Below are 25,248 nucleotides of genomic sequence, written 5' to 3' on the forward strand. Positions count from 1 at the left end.
GCCGGGCGCGCCCCGCGCCCCGCGCGCCCCCCCCCCCCCGCCGTTGCGGTTCTCGTCCGGGTACTACCCCCCGGGCGGGCCGGGCGGGGTGGTCTGGGTCGGCTTGCCGGACGGCTTCCCACCACCGCCCGGTGTCGTGGTGTCCGTGGGGGTCGGCGGCGGCGTCTGGCAGCCGGGCAGGCCCGGGATCAGACAGGTGTTGGTCGGGTGCGGGGGCTTGGTCTTGGTCGCGGTCGGCTGCGGGTCGCCGGGGCAGTCCACGCCGGGCACGCAGCTCTGGGTCTGGGTCGGCTGCGGCTGGGCGGGCTGCGTCGGCTGCTGGGTCTGCGGCGGGGCCGACGGGCTGTCCGCCGTGGTCGGCGTCTGCACGGGCGTGGCCGTGGACGGCGCACCGGAGGAGTCGACCTCGGTGCCGACCGGCTGCGGGTTCGGGAAGTCCATCTTCTTCTCGTTGGCCAGCGCGACCTTCATGTACCGGGTGAAGACGTCGGTCGGGATGTCACCACCGTGGATGGACGCCTTGCCGCCGGTGCCGTTGAGCGACTGCCGCTCGTGCTTGGACGGGTCCTCGCGCCACATCGCGACGCTGGTCACCAGCTGCGGGGTGTAACCGACCCACCAGGCCGACTTGTTCTGGTCGGTGGTACCGGTCTTGCCCGCCACCGGGCGGCCCAGCGCGAGGGTCTTGGTACCGGTGCCCTTCGCGGCCACGTTCACCAGGACGTCGGTGACGTTGTCGGCGACCGCCGGCTCCAGCGCGACCTTGGGGTCCTTCTTGGCGAAGCCCGGGCGCTCGACGCCGTTCAGCTCGACCTTGGTGACCGAGTACGGCTCGGACTCCTTGCCGCTGGCCGCCAGGGTGCCGTAGGCGGTGGCCATCCGGATCGGGCTGATGGTGGAGGTGCCGAGCGGGAAGGTCGCGGTCTTCGGGTCCGCGAGGCTCTCCTTCCGGACGCCCATCTGCACCGCGATGTCGGCCACGTTCTGGCCGCCGACGTCCTGGTTGAGCTGGACGAACGGCACGTTGTACGAGTACTGCATGGCCTGCCGCAGCGAGACGTAGCCGTGCTTGCTGGCGTCCTCGTTCTTCTGGTGGTACGGCTTGCCGTCGTCACCGATCACCAGCGAGCCGTCCGGCTTGCGGATCTCGGACAGGTCGTCGGCCAGGTAGCGGCTGTCGGCGTTGATCCGCTTCGGCTTGCCGTCGTCGCCCTTCGCGGTCTGCACGCCGACCTGCATCGCGGTCGCCAGCACGAACGGCTTGAAGGTCGAGCCGACCTGGACGCCGGAGGCGTCGGCGTTGTTGTCGAAGTGGCCGTTCTCCACGCCGTCGCCGCCGTAGAGGGCGATGATCGCACCGTCGCCGGGGCGGATGCTGGCGGAGCCGAACTGGATGTTGGTGTCGTTGTCCGGGCGCTTCTGCGGGTCGAGGTTCTCCGCCTTGACGTCGTCGACGGCCTTCTTCAGGGCGTCGACCTTGTCCTTCTCGAAGGTCGTGTAGATCTTCAGACCGCCCTTGTCGATCACCTGCTGGGTGACCGCCTTGTCGGTGTTCATCACGTACTTGTTGGCGGTGTCGACCAGGTAGCTGACCTCACCGTTCATGTTGGAGCTGGGCTTCAGCGGGACCGGGGTCGGGAACTCGGTGCACTTGGCCCGCTCCTCCGGGGTGACGGCCTTGATCTTCACCATGTTGTCGAGGATCCAGGACCACCGCCCCTCGGCCCGCTCCTTGTTGGCCGGGTTGGTGGGGTCGTAGTAGGCCGCACCCTTGAGCAGGCCGGCCAGCATGGCGCTCTGACACAGGTTGAGGTCCTTGGCGTCCACCCCGTAGTACGCCTGGGCGGCGGCCTGGGCCCCGTTCGCGCCGCGACCGAACCAGCTGGTGTTCAGGTAGCCCTTGAGGATCTCTTCCTTCCCCTGCTGCTGGTCGATCTTCAGCGTGATGAAGAACTCCTTCACCTTGCGGCTGATGGTCTGTTCCTGGCTCAGGTAGGCGTTCTTCACGTACTGCTGGGTGATGGTCGAGGCGCCCTGGGTCTCCCCTCCCTTCGCCATGTTGTAGACGGCGCGGAGCATGCCCTTGGGGTCGATGCCGTGGTCGGTGCGGAAGTCCTGGTTCTCCGCGGCGATGACGGCGTTCTGCAGGTTGGGGCTGATGTCCGGGAGCTCGACGATCTGACGGTTCGTCTGGCCCTTGCGGGTCATCTCGGAGCCGTCGGCCCAGTAGTAGATGGTGTTCTGGCCCTGCACCAGCTTGTTCAGCTCGGGGACCTGGGTGGTCTGGTACAGGTAGAACACCAGGCCGACGAAGCAGCCGAAGACCAGCAGGAAGCCGCTCAGCCACTGCTTCCAGGACGGCAGCCAGCGCCGGATCCCGGTCTTGCCGAACCGCGGGTAGTCGATGAAGCGCTTCTTGCCGGGCCCGGCGGCCGCGGCGGACGCCGCGGCGGCACCGCTCCGGCCGCCCCCCTTGCCCTTCTTCTGGGAGGCCTTGCGCATCTCCGCCCGGGTCATCCGGGGTTGCTGAGCGGTCTCCCGAACGCCCTGCGGGCGTCGGCGACCGATCCCGGGCGAGCTCAGCTCGTCCGGATCGGGCCCTCCCCGACGGCCGCCGCCTCCCGGGGGCTGCTGCCCGTCACCGCCCGGGTCGGGCGTCCTTCGCCGTCGATCGCTCATCTTGCAGCCACTCCTCGCCAGGCGTCTCCAGCCTGAAGGCAGGGTTCACGTCGGATGCCCGCAAACCGCCTGACTCCGGAGGTGGTCCTCGTGCACACGCGACAGCGTACGCAGCACGGAAATACAACTAATCGGGCATCATTCGCCAATAACCGCAAAACGGCGACAGATCATTACACGGCCGTTGCCAAGCTCACCCGCGCGTCGGCTTGTGATCACATTCACGCGTGCCCCCCTTGCCCGTTCCCGGGGTCGGGTTTACTGTTCTCGATATATCGAGCCGATACATCGAAGCGGAATACTGCCGGATGCAGCGGCCGGACGGAAGCCGAGAGGGAGGAGGACCGCGACAGTGGGCAGGCGCTCAGGAGTGCTGGAGTTCGCCGTTCTCGGCCTGCTCCACGACGCTCCGATGCACGGCTACGAGCTGCGCAAGCGGCTCAACATCCTGCTCGGCACGTTCCGGGCGCTCTCCTACGGAACGCTCTACCCCTGCTTGAAGAGCCTGGTCGCCCAGGGTTTCCTGGTCGAGGACAACCCGGACGTCGAGTACGTCCCGGCCACCGCGCTCAACGGCAAGCGGTCCAAGATCGTCTACCGGCTCTCGGCCGAGGGGAAGCAGCGCTTCGAGGAGCTGCTCGCCGACTCCGGCCCGGACGCCTGGGAGGACGAGCACTTCGGCGTCCACTTCGCGTTCTTCGGCCAGACCGACCGGGCCGTCCGGATGCGCGTCCTGGAGGGGCGCCGCAGCCGGCTGGAGGAGCGCCTGGAGCGGATGCGCAACTCGCTGGCCCGCGCCCGCGAGCGGTTCGACGACTACACCGTCGAACTCCAGCGGCACGGACTGGAGTCGGTGGAGCGCGAGGTCCGCTGGCTCAACGAGCTGATCGAGACCGAGCGGTCCAACCGCACCGGCCGGACCGGTCCCGCCACCGGCGGCGACTCCGCCGGCGCACCCCACAAGACTTCGGACGGCCGTGGCCAGGAGACCGGGTCCTCGGACCCGTCCGGGCCACCGTACGACCGCCCGGGGCGCTCCGCCCAGGAGCGCTGACACCGCGCCAGCCCTGTGCCGCGCGGCAGGAGTGGGCGCCTCGCGCCCTTACACAGCAGTCATCGAAGATGCAGGACGAGGTGCCGCCGGTCACGGCGGCCCTCATGAGATCACAGGGAGCAACCGGAATGGGTTCGGTTCGCGTAGCCATCGTCGGCGTGGGCAACTGCGCCGCGTCGCTGGTGCAGGGTGTCGAGTACTACAAGGACGCCGACCCGGCCGGCAAGGTCCCCGGCCTGATGCACGTCCAGTTCGGTGACTACCACGTCAGTGACGTGGAGTTCGTCGCCGCCTTCGACGTCGACGCCAAGAAGGTCGGCTTCGACCTGGCCGACGCCATCGGCAACAGCGAGAACAACACCATCAAGATCTGCGACGTGCCGCCGACCGGCGTCACCGTCCAGCGCGGCCACACCCTCGACGGCCTGGGCAAGTACTACCGCCAGACCATCGAGGAGTCGGACGAGGCCCCGGCCGACGTCGTCCAGGTCCTGAAGGACCAGAAGGTCGACGTCCTGGTCTGCTACCTGCCGGTGGGCTCCGAGGCCGCCGCCAAGTTCTACGCCCAGTGCGCCATCGACGCCAAGGTCGCCTTCGTGAACGCCCTGCCGGTGTTCATCGCGGGCACCAAGGAGTGGGCGGACAAGTTCACCGAGGCCGGCGTGCCGATCGTCGGTGACGACATCAAGTCCCAGGTCGGCGCCACCATCACGCACCGCGTGATGGCGAAGCTCTTCGAGGACCGCGGTGTCATCCTCGAGCGCACCATGCAGCTGAACGTCGGCGGCAACATGGACTTCAAGAACATGCTCGAGCGCGAGCGCCTGGAGTCCAAGAAGATCTCCAAGACCCAGGCCGTCACCTCGCAGATCCGCGACCGCGAGCTGGGCGCCAACAACGTCCACATCGGTCCCTCGGACTACGTGGCCTGGCTGGACGACCGCAAGTGGGCCTACGTCCGCCTGGAGGGTCGCGCCTTCGGTGACGTCCCGCTGAACCTGGAGTACAAGCTCGAGGTCTGGGACTCCCCGAACTCCGCAGGTGTCATCATCGACGCCGTGCGCGCCGCCAAGATCGCCAAGGACCGCGGCATCGGCGGCCCGATCCTGTCGGCCTCCTCGTACTTCATGAAGTCCCCGCCGGTCCAGTACTTCGACGACGAGGCCCGCGAGAACGTCGAGAAGTTCATCCGCGGCGAGGTCGAGCGCTGAGCCCAGGGCACCGCGCGGACCGGTCGCTCCGCAGCGGGTCGCACCGTCGGACCCGCGTGCTGAGCGACTGATCCCCCCCGGCTCCGCCGAAGGGCCCACGATCACCGGATCGTGGGCCCTTCGCGTTTTCCCGGCCGATGTTTCACGTGAAACAGCAGCCCGTTCCATGGCACTCTGGGCGGGTGGCGATCACCGAGAACGGCAGCACCCACCAGTCCGCGCACCGCGCCACGCTCCTCGACCTGCTCCGGGGCCGGGACTTCCGGCGGCTGCTGACCGCCCGGGTGCTCTCCCAGCTCTCGGACGGGGTCTTCCAGGTCTCGCTCGCCGCCTACGTGGTCTTCTCCCCCGAGAAGCAGTCCTCCCCCACCGACATCGCCTCGGTGCTGGCCGTGATGCTGCTGCCGTTCTCGGTGATCGGCCCGTTCGCCGGGGTGCTGCTGGACCGCTGGCGCCGACGCCAGGTGCTGTACTACGGCAACCTGGCCCGCTTCGGGCTGGGCCTGGTCACCGGTGCGCTGCTCCTGGCCGAGGCGCCGACCGAGCTGTTCTTCGCCTCGGCCCTGCTGGTCACCGCGCTCAACCGGTTCATCCTCGCCGGTCTGTCCGCCGCCCTGCCCCGGGTGGTGGAGCAGGACCGGCTGGTCACCGCCAACGCGCTCTCCCCCACCCTCGGAACGGTCGCCGCCGCCTCGGGCGGCGGCATCGGCTTCCTGCTGCACCAGGTGATGACGCCCGGACCGAAGGCGGACGCCGCGCTGGTGACGGTCGCCTCGCTGCTCTACCTGTCGGCCGCGCTGGCCGCCCGCCGGATGGACCGCGACCTGCTCGGCCCGGACCAGCACGCCGACCGCCCGGCACTCGGCCAGGCGCTGGTCCGGGCCGCCGTCGAACTCGGCGCCGCGGTGCGCCACCTGGTGCGGGACTGCCGGCCCGCCGTCCACGCGCTGGCGGCGGTGACCGCGGCCCGGTTCTGCTACGGCGTGCTGATCGTGGTCGTGGTGATGCTCGCCCGCTACACCTTCAACGACCCGGCCGACAGCGCCGCAGGCCTGGTCAGCCTCGGCCAGGCCGTCGGCCTCTCCGCCGCCGGCTTCTTCGTCGCCGCGGTGGTCAGCCCCTGGTGCACCCGGAAGCTCGGCCTGGCCGGCTGGATGACGGCCTGCCTGATCGCCCCGGTGGTCTTCGTCCCCGCCCTCGGCCTGAGCTTCACGCTGGTGCCCTGCCTGATCGCCGCCCTGCTGCTCGGGGTGGTCACCCAGGGCACCAAGATCTGCGCCGACACCGTGGTCCAGGAGTCGGTCGAGGACGAGTTCCGCGGCCGGGTCTTCGCCATCTACGACGTGCTGTTCAACGTCGCCTTCGTGGCCGCCGCCATGGTCACCGCCCTGGTGCTGCCGCTGTCCGGCCGCTCCGGCGCGGTGGTCGTCGGCGTCGCCGCGGTGTACGCCCTCACCGCGGTCCTCTACCTGCGCGCCGCCCGCCGCCGCCCGATCCCCTGACCGGTCCTCCACGAATCCCCCCGGACTCGGGACCGGTGGCGTCCGACCGAGTCGCTAAGGTGTCAGACCTGTCGGAACGACAGCACTCTGTCTCGGGGGACGAACTGATGAGCACACCGCCCAACCAGTACGGGCCGCCACCGCCGGTTCCGGCGGGGCCGCACGCCGCACCGCCGTACGGTGCGCCCGTTCCCCCGCCGGCCGCGCCGTACGGACCGCCGCCCGGTTACGGGCAGGCACCCGTCCCCGGACAGGTGCCGCAGCCCGCCCCGGGCGGCTACGGAGCGCCGCCGTCGTACGGGCACCAGCCGTACGGGCACCAGCCCTACGGACAGCAGCCGCCCGCCGGGGCGTACGGCTACCCGCAGCCCGCCGCTCCGGCACCGACGGCGCCGCCCGCCAAGAAGAGCGGCATCTCCAAGCTGAAGATGGTCGGACTGGCCGGCGGCGGCCTGGCCCTGGCGGTCGGGTACTTCGTGGCCGGGCCGAGCGTCAGCAGCGCCAAGCCGGGCGACTGTGTGCGGGCGAGTGGCTCCCGTGACGTCGAAATCGTCAAGTGCACTGATTCCAAAGCGAATTACCGCGTACTGTCGAAGTTCGAAGGCACCACCGACGTGAACCGCTGCAAGCAGACGCCGCAGACCACGAGCGCCGTCTCGGGCAAGAGCGGCCGCCGCTGGAACAAGAAGCGGTACGTGCTCTGCCTCGGTCCGATGGCGCCCGCCACCACCGGTGTCCCGCCGGTGAAGAAGTCCTGAACTCTTCCACCACTCCGTCCCCGGGGGACCAACTTGTCCGTTCCACCTCCGCCCCAGATGCCGTACGGTCCGCCGCCCGGCGACGGCAACCCGTACTCCTCCGGCGCCTACGGCGCTCCGCCCCCGCCGCCCGGCCAGCCCGGCTACGGCTACCCGAGCGCCCCGCCGCCGGAACAGCCGTACGGCTACCAGCAGCCCGCGCCCAACTACGGCTACGGGTACCCGCCGCAGGGCCCGACGGACGGCCTGACCTGCCGGTTCTGCGGCGGCTACCCGGCGGTGAACGCCACCGTCCGCGGCCACCAGGGCCTGATCGTGGCCTACCGGATGCTGCGGATGTCCGGCCCGTTCTGCCGCACCTGCGGCACTGCCACCGTGCGCGACATGTCCGCCCGGACACTGGTCCAGGGCTGGTGGAGCCTGATCTCGTGGCTGCTGACCCCGATCACGCTGCTGCTGAACCTCGGCCCGCACAACCGCATCAGCCGGCTGCAGCCGCCCGTCCCGGGCAGCCACGGCCCGCAGCTCGACCCGGGCGTGCCGCTGGCCCGCCGCCCGCACATGGCGATGCTGCTGGTGCCGGTCTCGCTCGCGGTCACCGTCGTCCTCGCCGCCACCGGGGTGCTCGGCCCGTCGAAGAACGACGACCCGAGCAACCCGATCACCGCGGCGCCGTCGCCGTCCCCGTCGGCGTTCACCTTCACGCCCTCGCCGCCGCCGGCCTTCCCCTCGCCGACCTTCACGATGCCGGTGCTGCCGAGCATCACCCTGCCGCCGATCACCACCCCGACCGACGACGCGGACAGCGTGGACACGGCCAAGGCGGGCGACTGCCTGCGCAACGAGAACGGCCCCGCCGGTGAGACCACCGACACCCACCCGAAGGTCTCGGTGCTGCCCTGCACCGACACCAAGGCGCAGTACAAGGTGATCTACAAGTACCCCGCCACGTCCGACGAGAAGGTCTGCGAGAAGCAGCCCAAGTCGGACAGCTGGTACACCCGCACCTACACCAACTTCCCGTCCCTGAACTACGTGCTCTGCCTGAAGAAGCTCAAGTAGCCCGCCGCACGCGCGAGGGGTGGCCCCGGCCGAGTGCCGGGACCACCCCTCGCGTCGTGTCAGGAACCGGAGCCGGCGTCAGCCCTGCTGCCCGGCCCACCAGGCGCGCAGCGCCGAGACCGCCTCGTCGTGCTCCATCGGGCCGTGCTCCAGGCGGAGTTCGAGCATGTGCTTGTACGCCCTGCCGACCGACGGACCGGGCTTGAGGGCGAGCAGCTCCATGATCTGGTTGCCGTCCAGCGCCGGGCGGACGGCGTCCAGCTCCTCCTGCTCCTTCAGCTCGGCGATCCGCGTCTCCAGACCGTCGTAGGTGCGGGAGAGCGTGGCCGCCTTCTTCTTGTTGCGGGTGGTGCAGTCGGAGCGGGTCAGCTTGTGCAGGCGCTCCAGCAGCGGCCCGGCGTCGGTGACGTAGCGGCGCACCGCGGAGTCGGTCCACTCGCCGCCGCCGTAGCCGTGGAAGCGCAGGTGCAGCTCGACCAGGCGCGAGACGTCCTCGGTGAGCTCCTTGGAGTACTTGAGCTCCCGCATCCGCTTGCGGGTCATCTTGGCCCCCACCACCTCGTGGTGGTGGAAGGAGACCCGGCCGTCCGACTCGAAGCGGCGGGTGCGCGGCTTGCCGATGTCGTGCAGCAGCGAGGCCAGCCGCAGGGTGAGGTCCGGGCCGTCCTGCTCCAGCGCGACGGCCTGCTCCAGGACGGTCAGCGAGTGCTCGTAGACGTCCTTGTGCCGGTGGTGCTCGTCGCGCTCCAGCCGCAGCGCGGGCAGCTCGGGCAGCACGTACCCGGCCAGGCCGGTGTCGACCAGCAGCCGCAGGCCCTTCACCGGGTGCTTGGCCAGCAGCAGCTTGTTGAGCTCGGCCTGGACCCGCTCGGCCGAGACGATGGTGATCCGCTCCGCCATCGCGGACATCGCGGCGACCACCTCGGGCGCCGGGTCGAAGTCGAGCTGGGCGGCGAAGCGGGCGGCCCGCATCATCCGCAGCGGGTCGTCGGAGAAGGACTCCTCCGGGGTGGCGGGGGTGCGCAGCACCCGGGCCTCCAGGTCCTCCAGGCCGCCGTGCGGGTCGACGAAGCCGCGGCCCGGCAGGTCGACGGCCATCGCGTTGACCGTGAAGTCCCGGCGGACCAGGTCCTCCTCGATGGTCTCGCCGTAGGTCACCTCGGGCTTGCGGGAGGTGCGGTCGTACGCCTCGGAGCGGTAGGTGGTGATCTCGATCAGGAAGGAGCCCTCGGGGGTGTCCTTGCGGGCACCGACGGTACCGAAGGCGATGCCGACGTCCCAGACCGCGTCCGCCCAGCCCTTGACCAGCTTGAGCACCTGCTGCGGGCGGGCGTCGGTGGTGAAGTCCAGGTCGTTGCCGAGCCGGCCGAGCAGCGCGTCCCGGACCGAGCCCCCGACCAGCGCCAGCCGGTGACCGGCCGCCTCGAAGCGGCGGGCGATCTCGTCGGCGACCGGCGACACCCGCAGCAGCTCTTGCAGCCCCAGGGTCTGGGCCTCGCTCAGGCCTGGGACGGCCCGGGCGGCGGTGCTGGGACGGTCGGTGCGCGTGGTGGGCTCATTGGCAGTGGACACGGCTCACAAGGGTACGTGCCCCGGCAGGTCAACCGCCCGCGCGTTTTGGGCGTCTCACCCCACAGCCCGCAACACTGCACCGCAGGCTGCATCGTTACCATGCCGGTGGACGAGTCTCGGGCACCGGACAGGGGATGCGGTGCCGCGTGCCGCCACGGCCCGCGGAACTCCTGCGCCGGCGGTGCGGCGACGGCGTCGGGCGAACGCTCCCGAGCGTCGAGAATGGCAAGAGCTCCAATCGAGGGACGTCGGGCGCGACCGCGCCGGACGGGACGAACAGCATCAGCAGCAAACGATCGAGAACGGCGAGGGCGAAGCGAGTGAGCGAGCCGGCACGGCACTCGGGCCTGGGGGCGCACCGACAGCCTGGACGGGCCGAACGCCCCACCGGGGGACGTCATCCGGTCCGCCGGGCGGGCCTGCGCCTCGCCGCCGCCTGCGCGGCCGCCCTGACCTTCTTCACGGCCGCCCCGGCCGGCGCGCTGCCGGCCGGCGGCAACCCCCGGCCGGCCGCGGACTCCACCGCCTCGGCCGAGTACCCGGTGGTCCTGAGCATCGAGTCGCTGGCCCCGCAGGTGGCCGTGCCCAACGGCACCGTGACGATCACGGGGCACGTCACCAACGCCGGCAAGTCGGCGCTGAAGGGCGCCCACGCCGCCGTCCGCAAGCCGTACTCCGGCAAGCCGCTGGACCGGCGCAGCGACCTGGCGAACGTGGCCGGCCGCACGACGCCGATCGGCACCGACGGCGTGGAGCTGGACAGCCCCCAGTACGCGCTGCCCGAGCTGAACCCCGGCCAGACCCTGCCGTACACGCTGAGCGTCGCGGTGAACGACCTCGGGCTGTCCTCCAGCGGGGTGTACGAGCTCGCGGTGGACGCCTGGGGCTCGACCGCCGACAACTCGCACGACCGGGCCCTGGGCATCGCCCGGAGCTTCCTGCCGTACAACCCGGGCGGCGCCGAGGCGCAGCCGACGAAGGTCGCCACGCTCTGGCCGCTGGTGCACGCGCCGGTGCTGGCCGCGCAGACCGTCGCCGACACCGGCGACCAGTCCACCTCGGTGCTGCGCGACGACAGCCTGGCCGCCGAGTTCGCCCCCGGCGGGCGGCTGTACGAGCTGGTCGACACCGGTTCCAAGCTGCCCGGCCTGACCTGGGTGATCGACCCGGACCTGGTGGACGCCGCGTTCGCGATGGCCAAGCCCTACCGGGTGCAGAACCCGGGCACCGAGTCCGCGGGCAAGCCGGCCAGGGACGACAACACCGTCCCGGGCACCGGCACGGCCGCCGCCACCGCCTGGCTGGACAAGCTGCGGGCCGCCGTCGCCAAGCCGGACAGCCAGGTGGTCGCGCTGCCCTACGCCGACCCGGACCTCGCCTCGATCGCGCACAACGGGGCCGACCTGCCCGGCATGTCGACCGCGCTCAACAAGGCCGCGACGGCCGGCCGGCTGACCGTCGAGGGCCGGCTCTCCGTGGACACCCGCTCCGACGTCGCCTGGCCCTACCAGGGCTACGTCGACCAGCGGATCACCGGCCTCGCCCAGCAGGCCGGCAGCGGGCTGGTGCTCGCCAACGGGGCGAGCATGCCGGAGCCGGACTCGCTGAACTACACCCCGAGCGCGGTGCGCCCGATCGGCAACGGGCAGAGCGCGGTGGTCGCCGACGAGACGGTCTCCGGGCTGTTCCAGCAGGACCTGAGCTCCGCGAAGGACCAGACCGACGCGACCCAGCGCTTCCTCGCCGAGACCTTCGCGATCACCCACGAGCAGCCGCAGAACCAGCGCGGCCTGCTGGTCATGCCGTCGCGCGAGCTGAGCGTCAACACCGCCAAGGTGCTGGCGAACGCCCTGCAGGCGGCGGCCGGCAAGTGGATCGCCCCGACCAAGCTGGACGGGGTGGCCCAGTCCTCGCCCGACCCGAAGGCCAACACCGGCGTCCCGGCCGCGGCCGACTACCCGACCCAGGCCCGCGCCTCGGAGCTGTCGGCGGCCGACCTCAGCGGCACCGACCGCATCCAGTACGACCTGGACACCCTGATGCGGGTGCTCACCCTGCCGCAGCGGGTGCGCGGCCCGTTCAACGCCGCCATGGCCCGCTCGCTGTCCACCGAGTGGCGCACCCGGGCACCGGCCGGCGGCGCCTACCGGCAGGGCGTCAAGATGTACCTGCAGGAGCTGACCAAGGCCGTCCAGGTGCCGCCGAAGCGCGTGGTCACCCTGGCCGGCGACACCGGCCAGCTGCAGGTCAGCGTCCGCAACGACCTGACCCAGACGGTCACCAACCTGAAGCTGGTGCTCACCTCGACCCAGCCGAACAGGCTGCGGGTGAGCAAGGAGGAGGAACTGGTCCTCCCGGCCTCGCAGAGCGCCACCCTCCGCTTCCAGGCCGAGGCGCACAACAACGGGCCGGTCAACATGACCGCCCAGCTGTGGACCACCGGCCCCAACCCGCGGGCGTACGGCGAGGCCCAGACCTTCAGGGTCGAGGTCACCTCGGTGACCAACGGCGTGCTGTACGTGTTCGCGGGCGCCGGCCTCCTGCTGCTGCTGGCCGCGCTGCGCTTCATGCGCCAGCGCAAGCGCCGGGACGGCCGGCCGCACGAGGACGGCGACCAGCCGGTCGGGGACGCCCCGCAGGCGGACGGCGGGGCCGTCGCGGAGCCGGAGGCGGACGGGGCCGACGGGACGCCCGGGGACAGCGGGTCCGACGGGTCCGGGCCGGCGGACGACTCCGCTGGTGACGGTCCCGCGCAGACACCGCGCGGCAGCAGCCCGGATGGCCGGGATAGGGCCGCCAGTGATGAGAAGGTTGGTCCTTGATACCGCCGACCCCCCGTGACGCCGGGCCGGCCTCCCCCACGACAGCGAAGAGGTGACATGACCGGGCGCAGCGAGGAGCGGCCGCCGGGCCGCGGTGAGAGCCGGCCGGGTGCCGAGTCGCCGTCCGGCGACTGGTACGTGGCCGACACCTACGCCCAGGACCCGTACGCGGCCGACGCGTACGGGACCCCGCAGGACGGCCAGGACCCGTACGGCCTGCGGGCCGGGCGACCCGCCGGGCCGGAGCAGCAGGCCGCCGCGTACGACGTGCCGCCGCAGCTGCCGCCGCAGGGCGGCGGCTACCCGATGCCGGTGCCGCCGACCCCGTACCCGGCGGCGGAGCAGTTCTCGCCCCCGGTGCCGCCGACGCAGCCCGGCTGGGACACCCCGCCACAGGCCGGTTGGCAGCCGGAGCAGCCCGCGGCCCCGGCTCCGGCCGGCGGCCGGTGGGGCGGTGCCGAGCAGCAGCAGTCGCAGCCACAGCAGCCACAGCAGCCGCAGCAGTGGGAGCCGGGCCCGGCGCACTCCGCCTGGGACAGCGAGACCACCGAGTACGTCGGGGTGGACGCGCTGTTCGGTGGCCGGCAGGCGCAGGCCGCGGCCCCGCCGCCGGTCCCGCAGCCCGCCCCGGCCCCGCAGACCGCCCAGCCGGGCACCCCGGGGGCCGTGCCGCCCGGCGCGCAGGCCGGTCCCGCGCCGTACCCGCCGGTGGTCGGCTACCCGGGGCAGCCGCAGCACGGCGGTCCGGGCGGGCAGCGCCCCTTCGTGCCGCCGATCGAGTTCGACCCGCCGCTCTCCGAGGAGGAGGCCACCATGCAGGTGGCCGCCGTCGCGGTGCCCCCGGCGGTCGAGCCGCTGGCGGATCTCGCCGAGGAGCACGCCGCGCAGCCGCAGCCCGCGGAAGCCCCGGCGGCCGGCGGGGGCGGCAAGGTCGCCAGCCTGCTGAACTCCAGCGCGATCATGGCGGCCGGCACCCTGGTCTCCCGCGGCACCGGCTTCGTCCGGACCATGGTGATCACCCTGGCCATCGGCGTCGGCGTGATGGGTGACTCGTACAACGCGGCGAACACCCTGCCGACCCTGCTGTACATCCTGATCGGCGGCGGCGCGCTGAACGCGGTCTTCGTGCCGCAGCTGGTGCGCAGCATGAAGAACGACGAGGACGGCGGCACCGCGTACGCCAGCCGGCTGCTCACCCTGGTGATGGTCGGGCTCGGCGGCGTGGTGTTCCTGGCGGTGCTCGGCGCACCGGTGCTGGTCCAGCTGATCGCCCACCCGATGATGTCCAACCCGGAGCGGGCCGACACCACGGTGGCGCTGGCCCGCTACTGCCTGCCCACGATCTTCTTCATGGGCATCCACGTGGTGATGGGCCAGATCCTCAACGCCCGCGGCCGGTTCGGCGCGATGATGTGGACCCCGGTCCTGAACAACATCGTGGTGATCTTCACCTTCGCCGCCTACATCTGGGTCTACGGCGGGTTCGGCACCACCCACGTCACCCCGGAGGCCGTCTCGCCCGAGGGCGTCCGGCTGCTCGGCCTCGGCACCCTGATCGGCCTGGTCGTCCAGTCGCTGGCGATGATCCCGTACCTGCGGGCGGCCGAGTTCCGCTTCCGGCCCCGCTTCGACTGGCGCGGCCACGGCCTGGGCAAGGCCGCCCGGCTGGCCAAGTGGACGTTCTTCTTCGTGCTCGCCAACCAGGCCGGCTACCTGGTGATCACCCAGCTGTCGACCAACGCCGGCGACGCCGCCGCGGCGGCCGGCCACACCGGCGTCGGCCTGGCGGCGTTCTCCAACGCCCTGCTGATCTGGCAGCTCCCGCAGGCCGTGATCACCGTCTCGATCATGAGCGCGGTGCTCCCCCGGCTCTCCCGGGCGGCCGCCGACGACGACGCCGGAGCCGTCCGCGACGACATCTCCTACGGTCTGCGCACCACCGCGGTGGCGGTCGTCCCGGGCGCGTTCCTGTTCCTGTCGCTCGGTCCGGTGATCGGCCGTTCGATCTACGCGGTCGGCGGCAACCAGTCCGTCCTGAACGACGCCACCAACGTCGGGCTGATGCTCTCCGCCTTCGCCCTGGGCCTGATCCCGTACTCGGCCCAGTACGTGATGCTGCGCGGCTTCTACGCCTACGAGGACACCCGGACCCCGTTCTCCAACACCGTCTGGGTCGCCGTCTGCCAGGCGACCTTCTCGGTGCTGTGCTGGCTGCTGCTGCCCGCGCAGTGGACGGTGATCGGCATGGCCTTCGGTTACGGGTTCGCCTACGCCATCGGGGTGATGGTGGCCGTGCCGAAGCTGAAGAAGAAGATCGGCGGGCTGGACACCAAGCGGATCGGCAGGACGTACAGCCGGCTGGCCGCCGCCTGCGTCCCGGCCGCCCTGGTGGGCCTCGGCGCCAGTCTGGCGGTCCAGCAGGTGCTCAGCGGCTGGCCGGGGAGCATCGCCTCCCTGGTCGTGGCCGGCGGCCTGCAGCTGGGGGTCTTCGTGCTCATCGCGAAGCGCCTGCGGATCGAGGAACTGAACGCCATGCTGGGCATGGTCCGCGGCCGACTGGGCCGCTGACCGTCGCTTCGACGGCCGGACGAGCGGGCGCCCTGACCGGGCGTCAACCGGAGCGAACAGCTCCGCCGCTCGTCCGGCCTACTGCTGGGCCGCCGGCCGAGCCGGTGCAACCCGGCGGCGAGGTGGCGACCCGGTGTCCTATCTGCACCACATCTCTCCACCGGTGGGCAACCGAGCGGGGCCCTCAGAGGTCGTACCCGGGGGAGAAGAGTGGGCACAATTGTCCTGGAGCACGGGGCCGCCAAACCCCCGGACTCCAGCGACTCTCTCAGCCGGGGCGACACAAGGGGAGGCAGGACCACGGTGGCTGATGGCACCAAGGCGGTCGTCGACACGTCGGCAGCTGACACGGCGGCGGACGAAGCCGCGCTGGCCGCGGCGATCGACGGGCTCGCCGTCGCGAAGGACGCCGACGGGCGCGCCTCCGCCGGCGGCAAGGGCGCCTCCACCGCTGCCGCCGTTCCCGGGCGCACCGCCGGTGACGTCGACGGGGACACCCACGACGGCCCCGACGGGGGATCCGGGAGCTCCACCGACTCCGGTGACCCCGGTGGCTCCGACCACTCGGACGACTCGGACGCGGACCGCGACCCGGACGGTCCGCGGACCGCCGGCCCGGCGGTCTCCGTCAGCGAGGAGACCTCGGAGATCACCGCGCCGCTCTCGGTCCAGGAGATCGCCGCCGAACTGGCCGCCGGCGCAGCGGGGAAGAAACCCGCCCCCGCGCAGGCCCCCGCGAAGCGCCGTCCCACCGACCCGCAGCCCACGGTCGACCCGCGCGACACCGCCACCCTCCCGCGCACCCTTCCCGCCCCGCAGCGCCGCAGCGGCGACATGATCGGCCACCGGTACCTGCTGGAGGAGTGCATCTCCCAGACGGACACCTTCAGCAGCTGGCGCGCCGTCGACGAGAAGCTGCGCCGGGCCGTCGGCGTCCACCTGATGGCCTCCGGCCACCAGCGGGCCCGCAAGGTGCTGGCCGCGGCCAAGTCCGCCGCCCTGCTCGGCGACCCGCGCTTCGTCCAGGTCCTGGACGCCGTCCAGGAGGGCGAGCTGGTCTACGTCGTGCGGGAGTGGCTGCCGCACTCCTCCGACCTGGCCAAGCTGCTCGCGGACGGCCCGCTGGAGCCGCACGAGGCGTACCAGATGGTCCGCCAGGTCGCCGACGCGGTCGCGGCCGCCCACCGGCGCGGCCAGGCCCACCTGCGGCTCACCCCGCGCTGCGTGCTGCGCACCGACAGCGGCCAGTACCGGATCAACGGCATCGCGGTGGACGCCGCCCTGCGCGGGCTGCCCGTCGAGGGGACCACCGAGGACGCCCAGCGCTCCGACACCCGTGCGATCGGCGCCCTGCTGTTCGCCGCGCTCACCCACCGCTGGCCGTACCCCGAGGACCGCTACGACCTCCGGGGCCTCCCGAAGGGCCTCCAGAACGTCGCGCCGGACCAGGTCCGCGCCGGCGTCCACAAGGGCCTGTCCGAGCTCGCGGCGCGCGCCCTGTTCGACCACCCGCCGCACCACGCCGAGCCGATCACCACCCCGGAGGAGCTGGTCCGGGCGATCGCACAGCTGCCCCGGATCCGCCGGCCCGAGCCGGAGCTGCCCGCCTACCCGGCGCCGCCCCGGCACAACACCCACGCCCTGCCGACGGCCCCCAACCCGACCCGGGTCGCCGACACGACCGTCGCGCCGCTGCCCGCCTCCTCCCGCCCGGCCTCGACCCGGCGCGCCCGGCGGCGGCTGCGGCGGGTGGCCAAGGCCACCGCCTGGACCGTCGCCCTGGGCGCCATCGGCGTCGCCTCCTGGCAGTTCGTCGACAACCTGCGCAACAACAACAACGGCGCCGTCGCCTCCCCGCTGCCCTCGGCCAGCAGCGCCGCGCCGACCACCCCGCACCCGACGACGCACACGCCGGTGCCGATCGCGATCAAGGAAGCGCAGTCCTACAACCCGCTGGGCGACGGGCCGGAGGGCACCGAGAGCATCGGGAAGTCCATCGACGGCGACCCGAACACCGCCTGGACCACCGGCTGGTACTACGACCAGTTCGGCCCCAAGGCGCCCGCCCTCAAGCCGGGCACCGGCCTGCTGATCGACCTCGGCTCGCCGCAGTCGGTCTCTGCGGTGAACGTCCAGTTCAGCGGCGGCGAGCAGGCCGCGGAACTCCGCCTGCCCACCCCGGCCGCCGCCGCCAACCCGATGGCGGCCAAGCCGGACGGCTTCACCGTCGTCGGCAAGAAGAGCGGGACCAACGTCGAATACACCCTCGACAACCCGGTCACCACCCGCTACCTCTTGATCTGGCTGACCAGCCTGACCAAGGATTCCGACAGCAAGTTCCGCGGCCACGTCGCCGAGGTCAAGGTCTCCGGCTGACCCGACGGCCGGGGCCGCCGTCGGGCGGCAAGCGGACACGGCGAGGACGAAGGGGTGGCGGTGAGGGACAGCGTGGACCGGACGGACGACGACGCGGCGCTGCTCGCCCGGCACGTGGCGGGCGACCGGGAAGCCTTCGGCCTGCTGGTGAACCGCCACCGCGACCGGCTCTGGGCGGTCGCCCTGCGTACCCTGGGCGACCGCGAGGAGGCCGCCGACGCGCTCCAGGACGCCCTGGTCTCCGCGTTCCGCGCCGCCGCCGGCTTCCAGGGCCGCTCGGCCGTCACCACCTGGCTGCACCGGATCGTCGTCAACGCCTGCCTGGACCGCGCCCGCCGCAGTGCCACCCGCCGCACCACGCCGCTCGACGAGGACCCGCAGCGGCTCGACACCCTGGTCGGCGCCGCCGAGCCGGCCGACTCCCCGGTGGTCCGCGCCGAGCTGCACCGCGAGGTGACCGCGGCCCTCGACGAACTGCCCGTCGAGCAGCGGGCCGCGCTGGTCCTGGTCGACATGCAGGGCTACCCGGTCGCCGAGGCCGCCGAGCTGCTGGGCGTCCCCGTGGGCACCGTGAAGAGCCGCTGCGCACGCGGCCGGGCCCGGCTGCTCCCCCTGGTGCGGCACCTACGCGAGAACGACGACGGGCCGGATGTTTCACGTGAAACACCGGGCGCCCCGGGTTCGGCCCCACCACGGCGGGGCACTCCGGGGAACCCGACGGCGCCCCGCACCGTCACAGGGACGAGCCCGAACACCGGTCGGACGGTTCTGGAAGGAGACGCGAGCACACGATGACCGCCCCCCTCCCCTCCCCCGACCCCACGGGGGACCACCCCCCGGTCGAGCAGCTCGCCGACCTCGCCGAGGGACTGGTCGAGTCCCCCGGGGCCGTCACGGCGCTGCGCCGGCACCTGGACGGCTGCGCCGAGTGCCGGGAGACCGTCGACGCCCTCGTCGAGGTCCAGGCGCTGCTCGGCGACGTGGAGACCCCGCCGATGCCCGCCGACGTCGCCGCCCGACTGGACGCCGCGCTGGCGCAGGCCGCCGCCGGGGACGGCTCCCCGGAGGCCGCCGGATCGTCCGGGAGCGCCCCCGGGGACGACCGCGCGCCCGGGCACCGGCCGCAGCAGGCCCCGGCCGCCGAACGTCGGGCCGCCACCCCGGCCCCGCCCGCGCGGGCCGCCTCGGGGGCCTCCGCGCCGCCCGCACGGCCCTCCGGCGCCACCGGTCCGGGCCGCTCCCGCCGCCGACGGTTCGCCCTGCTGCTCGGCACCGCGGCCGCCCTGGCCGCCCTCGGCCTCGGCGGGGCCCTGCTCCTGAACCCCGACGACAACTCCGGCGGCCCCTCGGTCACCGCGGGCGCCCCGGCGGGCACCGCCGCCGCCGACCAGAGCGCCCGCACCCCGCACACCGCGAGCACCGGAACCACCTACCGCACCGACGAACTCGCCACCCAGGTGCAGCAGTTGCTGGCCCGATCGGAGACCCCGCCGGGGTTGCGCCCGACCGGGCAGGCCAAGCCCCAGAGCGTGCTGCCCGCCGAGGGCGCCCGCCCGGAACCGTCCGCCTCGGCCTCCCCGGCCGCCTCCCCGCCGCCCTCGCCGTCCTGCCCGGCCCCGGCCCCCGGCACCCCGCTGGCCACCGACCAGGGCAACTACGACGGCGCCCCGGTCGACGTCCTGGTCTACCCGGTGCCCGGCCGGGTGGACCTCGTGGACGTCTACCTGCGGTCCCCCGACTGCGGTCCGGTGGTCCTGCACCAGAGCGTTCCCAGCCGCTGACCAGTGGTTCCCATGCGATCCACGTCCGGCACGGCACGCCGCTCCCGGAGTCCGGGCACGTGGTACTGATCCGCCTGGGAATGCGAGACACTGGTCAGTCGTTGTCCCGGGCGGCGGAGCAGGACCGCCCTCCCCGCAGCAAACGCGGGTCGCGATGCGAACCAGGAGAAGCAGTGAGCGACGTCCGTAACGTGATCATCATCGGTTCCGGCCCGGCCGGGTACACGGCTGCGCTCTACACGGCCCGTGCCTCCCTCAGGCCGCTGGTCTTCGAGGGGGCCGTCACCGCCGGTGGTGCGCTCATGAACACCACCGAGGTCGAGAACTTCCCGGGCTTCCGGGACGGCATCATGGGCCCCGAGCTGATGGACAACATGCGGGCCCAGGCCGAGCGCTTCGGCGCCGAGCTGATCCCCGACGACATCGTCGCGGTCGACCTCACCGGTGACATCAAGACCGTCACCGACTCCGAGGGCAACGTGCACAGGGCGCGCGCCGTGATCGTCACCACCGGCTCCCAGCACCGCAAGCTCGACCTGCCGAACGAGGACCGGCTCTCCGGGCGCGGCGTCTCCTGGTGCGCGACCTGCGACGGCTTCTTCTTCCGCGACCAGGACATCGCGGTGGTCGGCGGCGGTGACACCGCCCTGGAGGAGGCGACCTTCCTCTCCCGCTTCGCCAAGAGCGTCACGATCATCCACCGCCGGGACACGCTGCGCGCCTCCAAGGCGATGCAGGAGCGCGCCTTCGCGGACGAGAAGATCCGCTTCGAGTGGGACAGCGCGGTCGAGGCGATCCACGGCGACCCGAAGCTGACCGGCGTCACCCTGCGCGACACCACCACCGGTGAGACCCGCGAGCTGGCCGTCACCGGCCTGTTCATCGCGATCGGCCACGACCCGCGCACCGAGCTGTTCAAGGGCCAGCTGGACCTCGACGCCGAGGGCTACCTCAAGGTCGAGGCCCCCTCGACCCGGACCAACATCCCGGGCGTGTTCGGCGCCGGCGACGTCGTGGACCACACCTACCGCCAGGCCATCACCGCCTCCGGCACCGGCTGCTCCGCCGCGCTGGACGCCGAGCGCTACCTGGCCGCGCTGGACGACCTGGAGGCCAAGGCCGCCGCCGTGGCGGTCTGACCCCCGGGCCACCGACCCACCCCCTCGGGGGTGTTCCCCGTGGAACACCCCCGCCCCGGCCGGGCAGAAACAGAACGGGCCCACCCGTTGTTCTCCTGGCAGCAGCCCCCTCCGTCCGAACCCGAGGAGTTCCCGTGGCCGGCGCCACCACCACCGTCACCGACGCGTCGTTCAAGTCCGACGTCCTGGAGAGCGACAAGCCCGTGCTCGTCGACTTCTGGGCCACCTGGTGCGGCCCGTGCCGCCAGGTCGCCCCGATCCTGGACGAGATCGCGGCCGAGCACGGCGACAAGCTGACCATCGCCAAGCTCGACGTGGACGCCAACCAGGCGACCGCCGCCCAGTACGGCGTCATCTCGATCCCGACCCTGATCCTGTACAAGGGCGGCGAGCCGGTGAAGTCCATCACCGGTGCTCGTCCGAAGGCCGCGCTGCTGCGCGAGCTGGACGGCTTCATCTAGGTCGGACCGTCGACCGCACGGCGGCGGGGGGGGGGGGTCGGGGGGTGGTGGGGGCGCGCCGGGGTGCGTTGGGTCAGCGGCGCGCCGGCCCCGGGGCGGGCGCGCGCGCCGCGACGCCCCGCGAGCCCCCCCCCCCCCCCGCCGTTCTTCGTCCCGCTCCCGCGGTCCCCGCCGCGCCGCCTGCCCCCGGCCCGTTCAGAACGGCCGCAGCGCCGGCTCCTTGCGCCCGCCGCCGAGCAGCCGCTCCAGCGCCCCCTCCACGTCCCCGCGCCAGGAGAGCGTGGTCCGCGCCTCCAGCCGCAGCCTCGGGTAGCGGGCGTGCGGCCGGACGGTCCTGAAGCCGACCGCGAGCAGGTGGTCGGCCGGCAGCACGCAGCTGATCGGCAGCCTTCCGGCCGAGCCGAAGGCCTCGATCGCCCGCACCCCGCGCCCGATCAGGTCCTTGGCCACCGTCTGCACCAGCACCCTGCCGAGTCCCTGGCCCTGGTAGCCCGGCAGCACCCGGCTGACCATCAGCTGGACGGCGTCCGGCGAGACCGGACTGGTCGGGAAGGACTGTGAGCGGGGGACGTAGGCGGGCGGCGCGTAGAGCACGAACCCCGCGGGCCGGTCGTCCACGTAGACGAGCCGACCGCAGGAACCCCACTCCAGCAGCACCGTGGAGATCCACCCCTCCTTCTCCAGCTCCGGCTTCCCGGACTCCACCGCCTCCTTGGCGCTGACCGGATCCAGCTCCCAGAACACGCAGGAGCGGCAGCCGGCCGGGAGGTCCCCCAGGTTGTCCAGCGTCAGCGGAGCGATCCGGCGTCCCATGCCCGTACCTCCTCCTCCACCTCACGGTCGAGCATTCCCCCACGAACACCGATGGGTGCATGTTTCACGTGAAACAGCGCTCACGTGAAGCACGCACCCATCGGTCCGGTGCCCTCGGCCCGAAGCCCGGCTCAGCCCTGCGACAGCCGCAGACCGTCCTCGCCGGGGGCCATGCCCTCCAGGATCCGGTTGAGGTCCTCCACCGAACCGAACTCCAGCACCACCTTGCCCTTGCCCAGCTTGCCGCCGCGCTGCGAGACCTCGACCTTGACCCGGGTGTCGAAGCGGTCCGACAGCCGGCTCGCCAGGTCGTTGAAGGCCGGGGAGAGCAGCTTGCCCGCCTTGGGCGCCTGGCGCTTGGGGTTCTTCCCCTCCTCCGGGCGCATCAGCAGGACGATCTCCTCGACGTTGCGCACCGTGAGGGCCTCGGCCACGATCCGCGCGGCCAGCAGCTCCTGCTGCGCGGCGTCCGGCACCCCGAGCAGCGCCCGGGCGTGCCCGGCCGTCAGCGTTCCGGCCACCAGCCGGGTCTGCACGGTCGGGGGGAGCTTCATCAGCCGCAGGGTGTTGGAAACGTGCGCGCGCGAGCGGCCGATCCGGTCGGCCAGCTCCTCGTGGGTGCAGGAGAAGTCCCGCAGCAGCTGGTCGTAGGCGGCGGCCTCCTCCAGCGGGTTCAGCTCGGCCCGGTGCAGGTTCTCCAGGAGGGCGTCCAGCAGCAGCTTGTCGTCCTCGGTGGCCCGGACGATCGCCGGGATCCGCTCCAGCCCGGCCTCCCGGGACGCGCGCCAGCGGCGCTCGCCCATGATCAGCTCGAAGCTGTCGACGCCGACCTGGCGCACCACGATCGGCTGGAGCAGACCGACCTCCTTGATGGAGGTGACCAGCTCGGCCAGCTTGTCGTCGTCGAAGACCTCGCGCGGCTGGCGCGGGTTGGGGGTGATCGCGTCCAGCGGCAGCTCGGCGAAGTAGGCACCGGCCGGCTGCGCCTGCTCGGCCTGCTTCTCGGCGGCCGCCCGGGCCGCCACCGTGCCGCGGCCGCTCGGCAGCGGCGGCACCGCGCCCGGCGCCACCGGAGCGGCCGGTGCGGGCGCGGTGGGCGCGGGCTTCGCCGCCGCCGCCCCGCCGTCCACCGGCGCGGCGGGGCGGATCAACGCCTCCAGCCCTCGACCCAGACCCCTGCGACCACTCACTGATGACCCTCCGTCGTGCCGTGCTGTGCCACCGGGGCACCGTGCCCCTGCTGGCCGTCCCGCTGCTGACCCACCAGCGAGCCGCCCTGGCCCACCGCACGCAGCGCGAGCTCGCGGGCCGCCTCCAGGTAGGAGAGCGCCCCGGTCGAGCCCGGGTCGTAGGTGAGCACCGTCTGCCCGTAGCTGGGCGCCTCCGAGATGCGCACCGAGCGGGGGATCGCCGTGCTCAGCACCTCTTGCGGGAAGTGGGTCCGGACCTCTTCGGCGACCTGGGCGGCCAGCCTGGTCCGGGCGTCGTACATGGTGAGCAGGATGGTCGACACGTGCAGCGCGGGGTTGAGGTGGGCGCGCACCAGCTCGACGTTGCGCAGCAGCTGGCCGAGGCCCTCCAGCGCGTAGTACTCGCACTGGATCGGGATCAGCACCTCCTGGCCGGCGACCAGGGCGTTGACCGTCAGCAGGCCCAGCGAGGGCGGGCAGTCGATCAGGATGTAGTCCAGCGGCTGCTCGTACGCCGCGATGGCGCGCTGGAGCCGGCTCTCCCGGGCCACCAGGGAGACCAGCTCGATCTCGGCACCGGCCAGGTCGATGGTGGCGGGGACGCAGAACAGCCCCTCGACGTCGTGCACCGGCTGCACCACGTCGGCCAGGGGCTTGCCCTCCACCAGGACGTCGTAGATGGACGGCACGTCGGCGTGGTGGTCGATGCCCAGTGCCGTGGAGGCGTTGCCCTGCGGATCGAGGTCGACGACCAGGACGCGCAGCCCGTGCATGGCCAGCGAGGCGGCCATGTTCACGGTGGTGGTGGTCTTGCCGACCCCGCCCTTCTGGTTGGCGACCACGATCACCCGGGTGGCGGCGGGTCGGGGCAGACCCTCTCCCGCTCGGCCGATCGCCTGGACCGCAGCCTGGGCAGCCCGCGCGATGGGCGTGTCATCGATCTGGTCGATGGTCTCCGAGTCCTGCATGGGGGTCAGTGTTTCACGTGGAACCGGAGCGGCAACAGTCGCAGCCCGGAAGAGGCCGAGCCCGCGGCGGAGCCGCAAATCGAGACTGTCCGAGAGCGAGGGGCGACGTTTCACGTGAAACACCATGCCCGCTATGCCCTAAATCTGACGTTGCGACACTCCGGTGCCCCGGGGGTGCTCCACCGGACACCGGACGGGGGCCCGCCCGCCACCCCGGACGACGAGGGGCGGACGCCCCTCCCGTGGAGGAGGCGTCCGCCCCTGTCCGTGCGTGTCCGACGTCACCCGGTCAGCGGGTGCGGCGCCGCCCGCCCCGGCCGCGCTCGCCGTTGCGGGCGCTCGCGGTACGGCCCGCCCGGGCCGCCTTCGCCCGCCGGGTCGCCGCCTTCACACCGCCGGGGCTCTCCCCCGCCTTGACCTGGACCACCCGGGTCGAGGTCTCCAGGGTGCCCTCGCCGACCGAGATCACGCTCCACTCGACCGCACCCAGCTTGGCCAGACCGGCGCGCGAGTCGGCGAGCTCCTGCTCCGCGCTGTCCCCCTTGAGCGCCAGCATCTGGCCGTGCGGGCGCAGCAGCGGCATGCCCCAGCCGGCCAGCCGCTCCAGCGGCGCCACCGCCCGGGCGGTCACCACGTCGACCGCGAGCTTGCCGACCATCTCCTCGGCGCGGCCGCGCAGCACCGTGACGTTGTCCAGTCCCAGTTCCCGGACGACCTCCTCCAGGAAGGTGGTCCGGCGCAGCAGCGGCTCGAGCAGCGTCACCGAGACGTCCGGCCGGGCCAGCGCCACCGGGATGCCGGGCAGGCCGGCGCCGGAGCCGACGTCGCACAGGGAGGTGCCGTCGGGCAGCAGCTCGGCCAGCACCGCGCAGTTGAGGACGTGGCGGTCCCAGAGCCGGGGCACCTCACGCGGCCCGATCAGCCCGCGCTGGACGCCCGCGGTGGCCAGCAGCTCGGTGTACCGGACCGCGGCGTCGAAGCGGTCGCCGAAGACCTCCCGGGCGACAGCCGGTGCCTCGCCCGGCCCGGCCGCCTCGCTCGGCACAGTCACCTCGGCGGCCCGCCCCTCGGCGGCCGGGTCCACGTCCTCCCCCGGCCGGCCGGCAGCCGCGTTCTCCGTGTCCATCTCGACCTCTCCGATCCCCGGATCCACCGACCCGCTCAACGCACTGTTTCACGTGAAACGTCTCCCGCCGGGGCGCTCCCCGCGGAAGGGACGACGACCCCGCCCGCACGAGGCGGACGGGGTCGCGGGCGGGGTGGCGGGGCGGCCGCCCGGGGGGGGGGGTATA

At 72.7% G+C, this 25,248-nt stretch carries 18 protein-coding genes; 12 read left to right on the top strand and 6 right to left on the bottom strand.

Features of this window, described 5'->3' with window-relative positions; genetic code table 11:
- Positions 1–63: 63 nt before the first annotated feature.
- A complete protein-coding gene (locus tag ACFV0O_RS06485; protein ID WP_380337131.1) occupies positions 64–2,517 on the bottom strand; it encodes a transglycosylase domain-containing protein in 2,454 nt (817 codons plus the stop codon).
- A 514-nt stretch (positions 2,518–3,031) separates the two neighbouring features.
- Between ACFV0O_RS06485 and ACFV0O_RS06490 the strand changes: the two genes are divergently transcribed.
- The 5 genes from ACFV0O_RS06490 (at position 3,032) to ACFV0O_RS06510 (ending at position 8,266) form a co-directional block, all read left to right on the top strand.
- On the top strand, positions 3,032–3,733 hold the full coding sequence (locus ACFV0O_RS06490) for a PadR family transcriptional regulator (protein WP_360260031.1): 702 nt from the start codon (positions 3,032–3,034) through the stop codon (positions 3,731–3,733).
- A gap of 128 nt (positions 3,734–3,861) precedes the next feature.
- Positions 3,862–4,944: an inositol-3-phosphate synthase gene (locus tag ACFV0O_RS06495; RefSeq protein WP_360260029.1), complete on the top strand. Its 1,083-nt coding sequence runs from the start codon at positions 3,862–3,864 to the stop codon at positions 4,942–4,944.
- A gap of 182 nt (positions 4,945–5,126) precedes the next feature.
- The gene (locus ACFV0O_RS06500; protein ID WP_380337135.1) at positions 5,127–6,446 is read left to right on the top strand and encodes an MFS transporter; all 1,320 of its coding nucleotides are present in this window, start codon (positions 5,127–5,129) and stop codon (positions 6,444–6,446) included.
- A gap of 107 nt (positions 6,447–6,553) precedes the next feature.
- A complete protein-coding gene (locus tag ACFV0O_RS06505; protein ID WP_380337138.1) occupies positions 6,554–7,204 on the top strand; it encodes a hypothetical protein in 651 nt (216 codons plus the stop codon).
- A gap of 57 nt (positions 7,205–7,261) precedes the next feature.
- Positions 7,262–8,266 (top strand): hypothetical protein, encoded by a 1,005-nt coding sequence (locus ACFV0O_RS06510; protein WP_380337141.1) that lies wholly within the window; start codon positions 7,262–7,264, stop codon positions 8,264–8,266.
- Between the two features lie 78 nt (positions 8,267–8,344).
- Here the strand turns inward: ACFV0O_RS06510 and ACFV0O_RS06515 are convergent, their stop codons facing one another.
- On the bottom strand, positions 8,345–9,769 hold the full coding sequence (locus ACFV0O_RS06515; protein ID WP_380337223.1) for a CCA tRNA nucleotidyltransferase: 1,425 nt from the start codon (positions 9,767–9,769) through the stop codon (positions 8,345–8,347).
- Between the two features lie 389 nt (positions 9,770–10,158).
- Here ACFV0O_RS06515 and ACFV0O_RS06520 point away from each other — a divergent pair, with 389 nt between their 5' ends.
- From ACFV0O_RS06520 to trxA, 7 genes are all read left to right on the top strand, one after another.
- Complete coding sequence (locus ACFV0O_RS06520; RefSeq protein ID WP_380337144.1) at positions 10,159–12,660, top strand: DUF6049 family protein; 2,502 nt, start codon at positions 10,159–10,161, stop codon at positions 12,658–12,660.
- A gap of 57 nt (positions 12,661–12,717) precedes the next feature.
- A complete protein-coding gene (murJ, locus tag ACFV0O_RS06525) occupies positions 12,718–15,228 on the top strand; it encodes a murein biosynthesis integral membrane protein MurJ (RefSeq protein ID WP_380337147.1) in 2,511 nt (836 codons plus the stop codon).
- Positions 15,229–15,531: 303 nt separating this feature from the next.
- A complete protein-coding gene (locus ACFV0O_RS06530; RefSeq protein WP_380337150.1) occupies positions 15,532–17,604 on the top strand; it encodes a protein kinase family protein in 2,073 nt (690 codons plus the stop codon).
- A gap of 60 nt (positions 17,605–17,664) precedes the next feature.
- Entirely contained in the window at positions 17,665–18,399 is a 735-nt protein-coding gene (sigM, locus tag ACFV0O_RS06535; RefSeq protein WP_380337153.1) for an RNA polymerase sigma factor SigM, read from the top strand.
- Positions 18,396–19,385, top strand: a complete 990-nt coding sequence (locus tag ACFV0O_RS06540; RefSeq protein ID WP_380337155.1) for a hypothetical protein — start codon at positions 18,396–18,398, stop codon at positions 19,383–19,385. Before sigM ends, ACFV0O_RS06540 begins: the two co-directional genes overlap by 4 nt.
- A gap of 173 nt (positions 19,386–19,558) precedes the next feature.
- On the top strand, positions 19,559–20,524 hold the full coding sequence (trxB, locus tag ACFV0O_RS06545; RefSeq protein WP_380337158.1) for a thioredoxin-disulfide reductase: 966 nt from the start codon (positions 19,559–19,561) through the stop codon (positions 20,522–20,524).
- Between the two features lie 134 nt (positions 20,525–20,658).
- Positions 20,659–20,985, top strand: coding sequence for a thioredoxin (gene trxA / locus ACFV0O_RS06550; protein ID WP_360260006.1), 327 nt, complete (start codon positions 20,659–20,661; stop codon positions 20,983–20,985).
- Positions 20,986–21,180: 195 nt separating this feature from the next.
- Here trxA and ACFV0O_RS06555 read toward each other — a convergent pair whose 3' ends face one another.
- The 4 genes from ACFV0O_RS06555 to rsmG form a co-directional block, all read right to left on the bottom strand.
- Positions 21,181–21,798: a GNAT family N-acetyltransferase gene (locus ACFV0O_RS06555; protein ID WP_360260004.1), complete on the bottom strand. Its 618-nt coding sequence runs from the start codon at positions 21,796–21,798 to the stop codon at positions 21,181–21,183.
- Positions 21,799–21,929: 131 nt separating this feature from the next.
- A complete protein-coding gene (locus ACFV0O_RS06560) occupies positions 21,930–22,988 on the bottom strand; it encodes a ParB/RepB/Spo0J family partition protein (protein ID WP_380337162.1) in 1,059 nt (352 codons plus the stop codon).
- The gene (locus ACFV0O_RS06565; protein ID WP_380337226.1) at positions 22,985–23,929 is read right to left on the bottom strand and encodes a ParA family protein; all 945 of its coding nucleotides are present in this window, start codon (positions 23,927–23,929) and stop codon (positions 22,985–22,987) included. The genes ACFV0O_RS06560 and ACFV0O_RS06565 overlap by 4 nt, the downstream gene beginning before the upstream one ends.
- Positions 23,930–24,245: 316 nt before the next feature.
- Complete coding sequence (gene rsmG / locus ACFV0O_RS06570; protein ID WP_380337165.1) at positions 24,246–25,082, bottom strand: 16S rRNA (guanine(527)-N(7))-methyltransferase RsmG; 837 nt, start codon at positions 25,080–25,082, stop codon at positions 24,246–24,248.
- Positions 25,083–25,248 lie beyond the last annotated feature (166 nt).

The sequence above is a fragment of the Kitasatospora sp. NPDC059577 genome, assembly GCF_042735475.1.
Taxonomy (GTDB): domain Bacteria; phylum Actinomycetota; class Actinomycetes; order Streptomycetales; family Streptomycetaceae; genus Kitasatospora.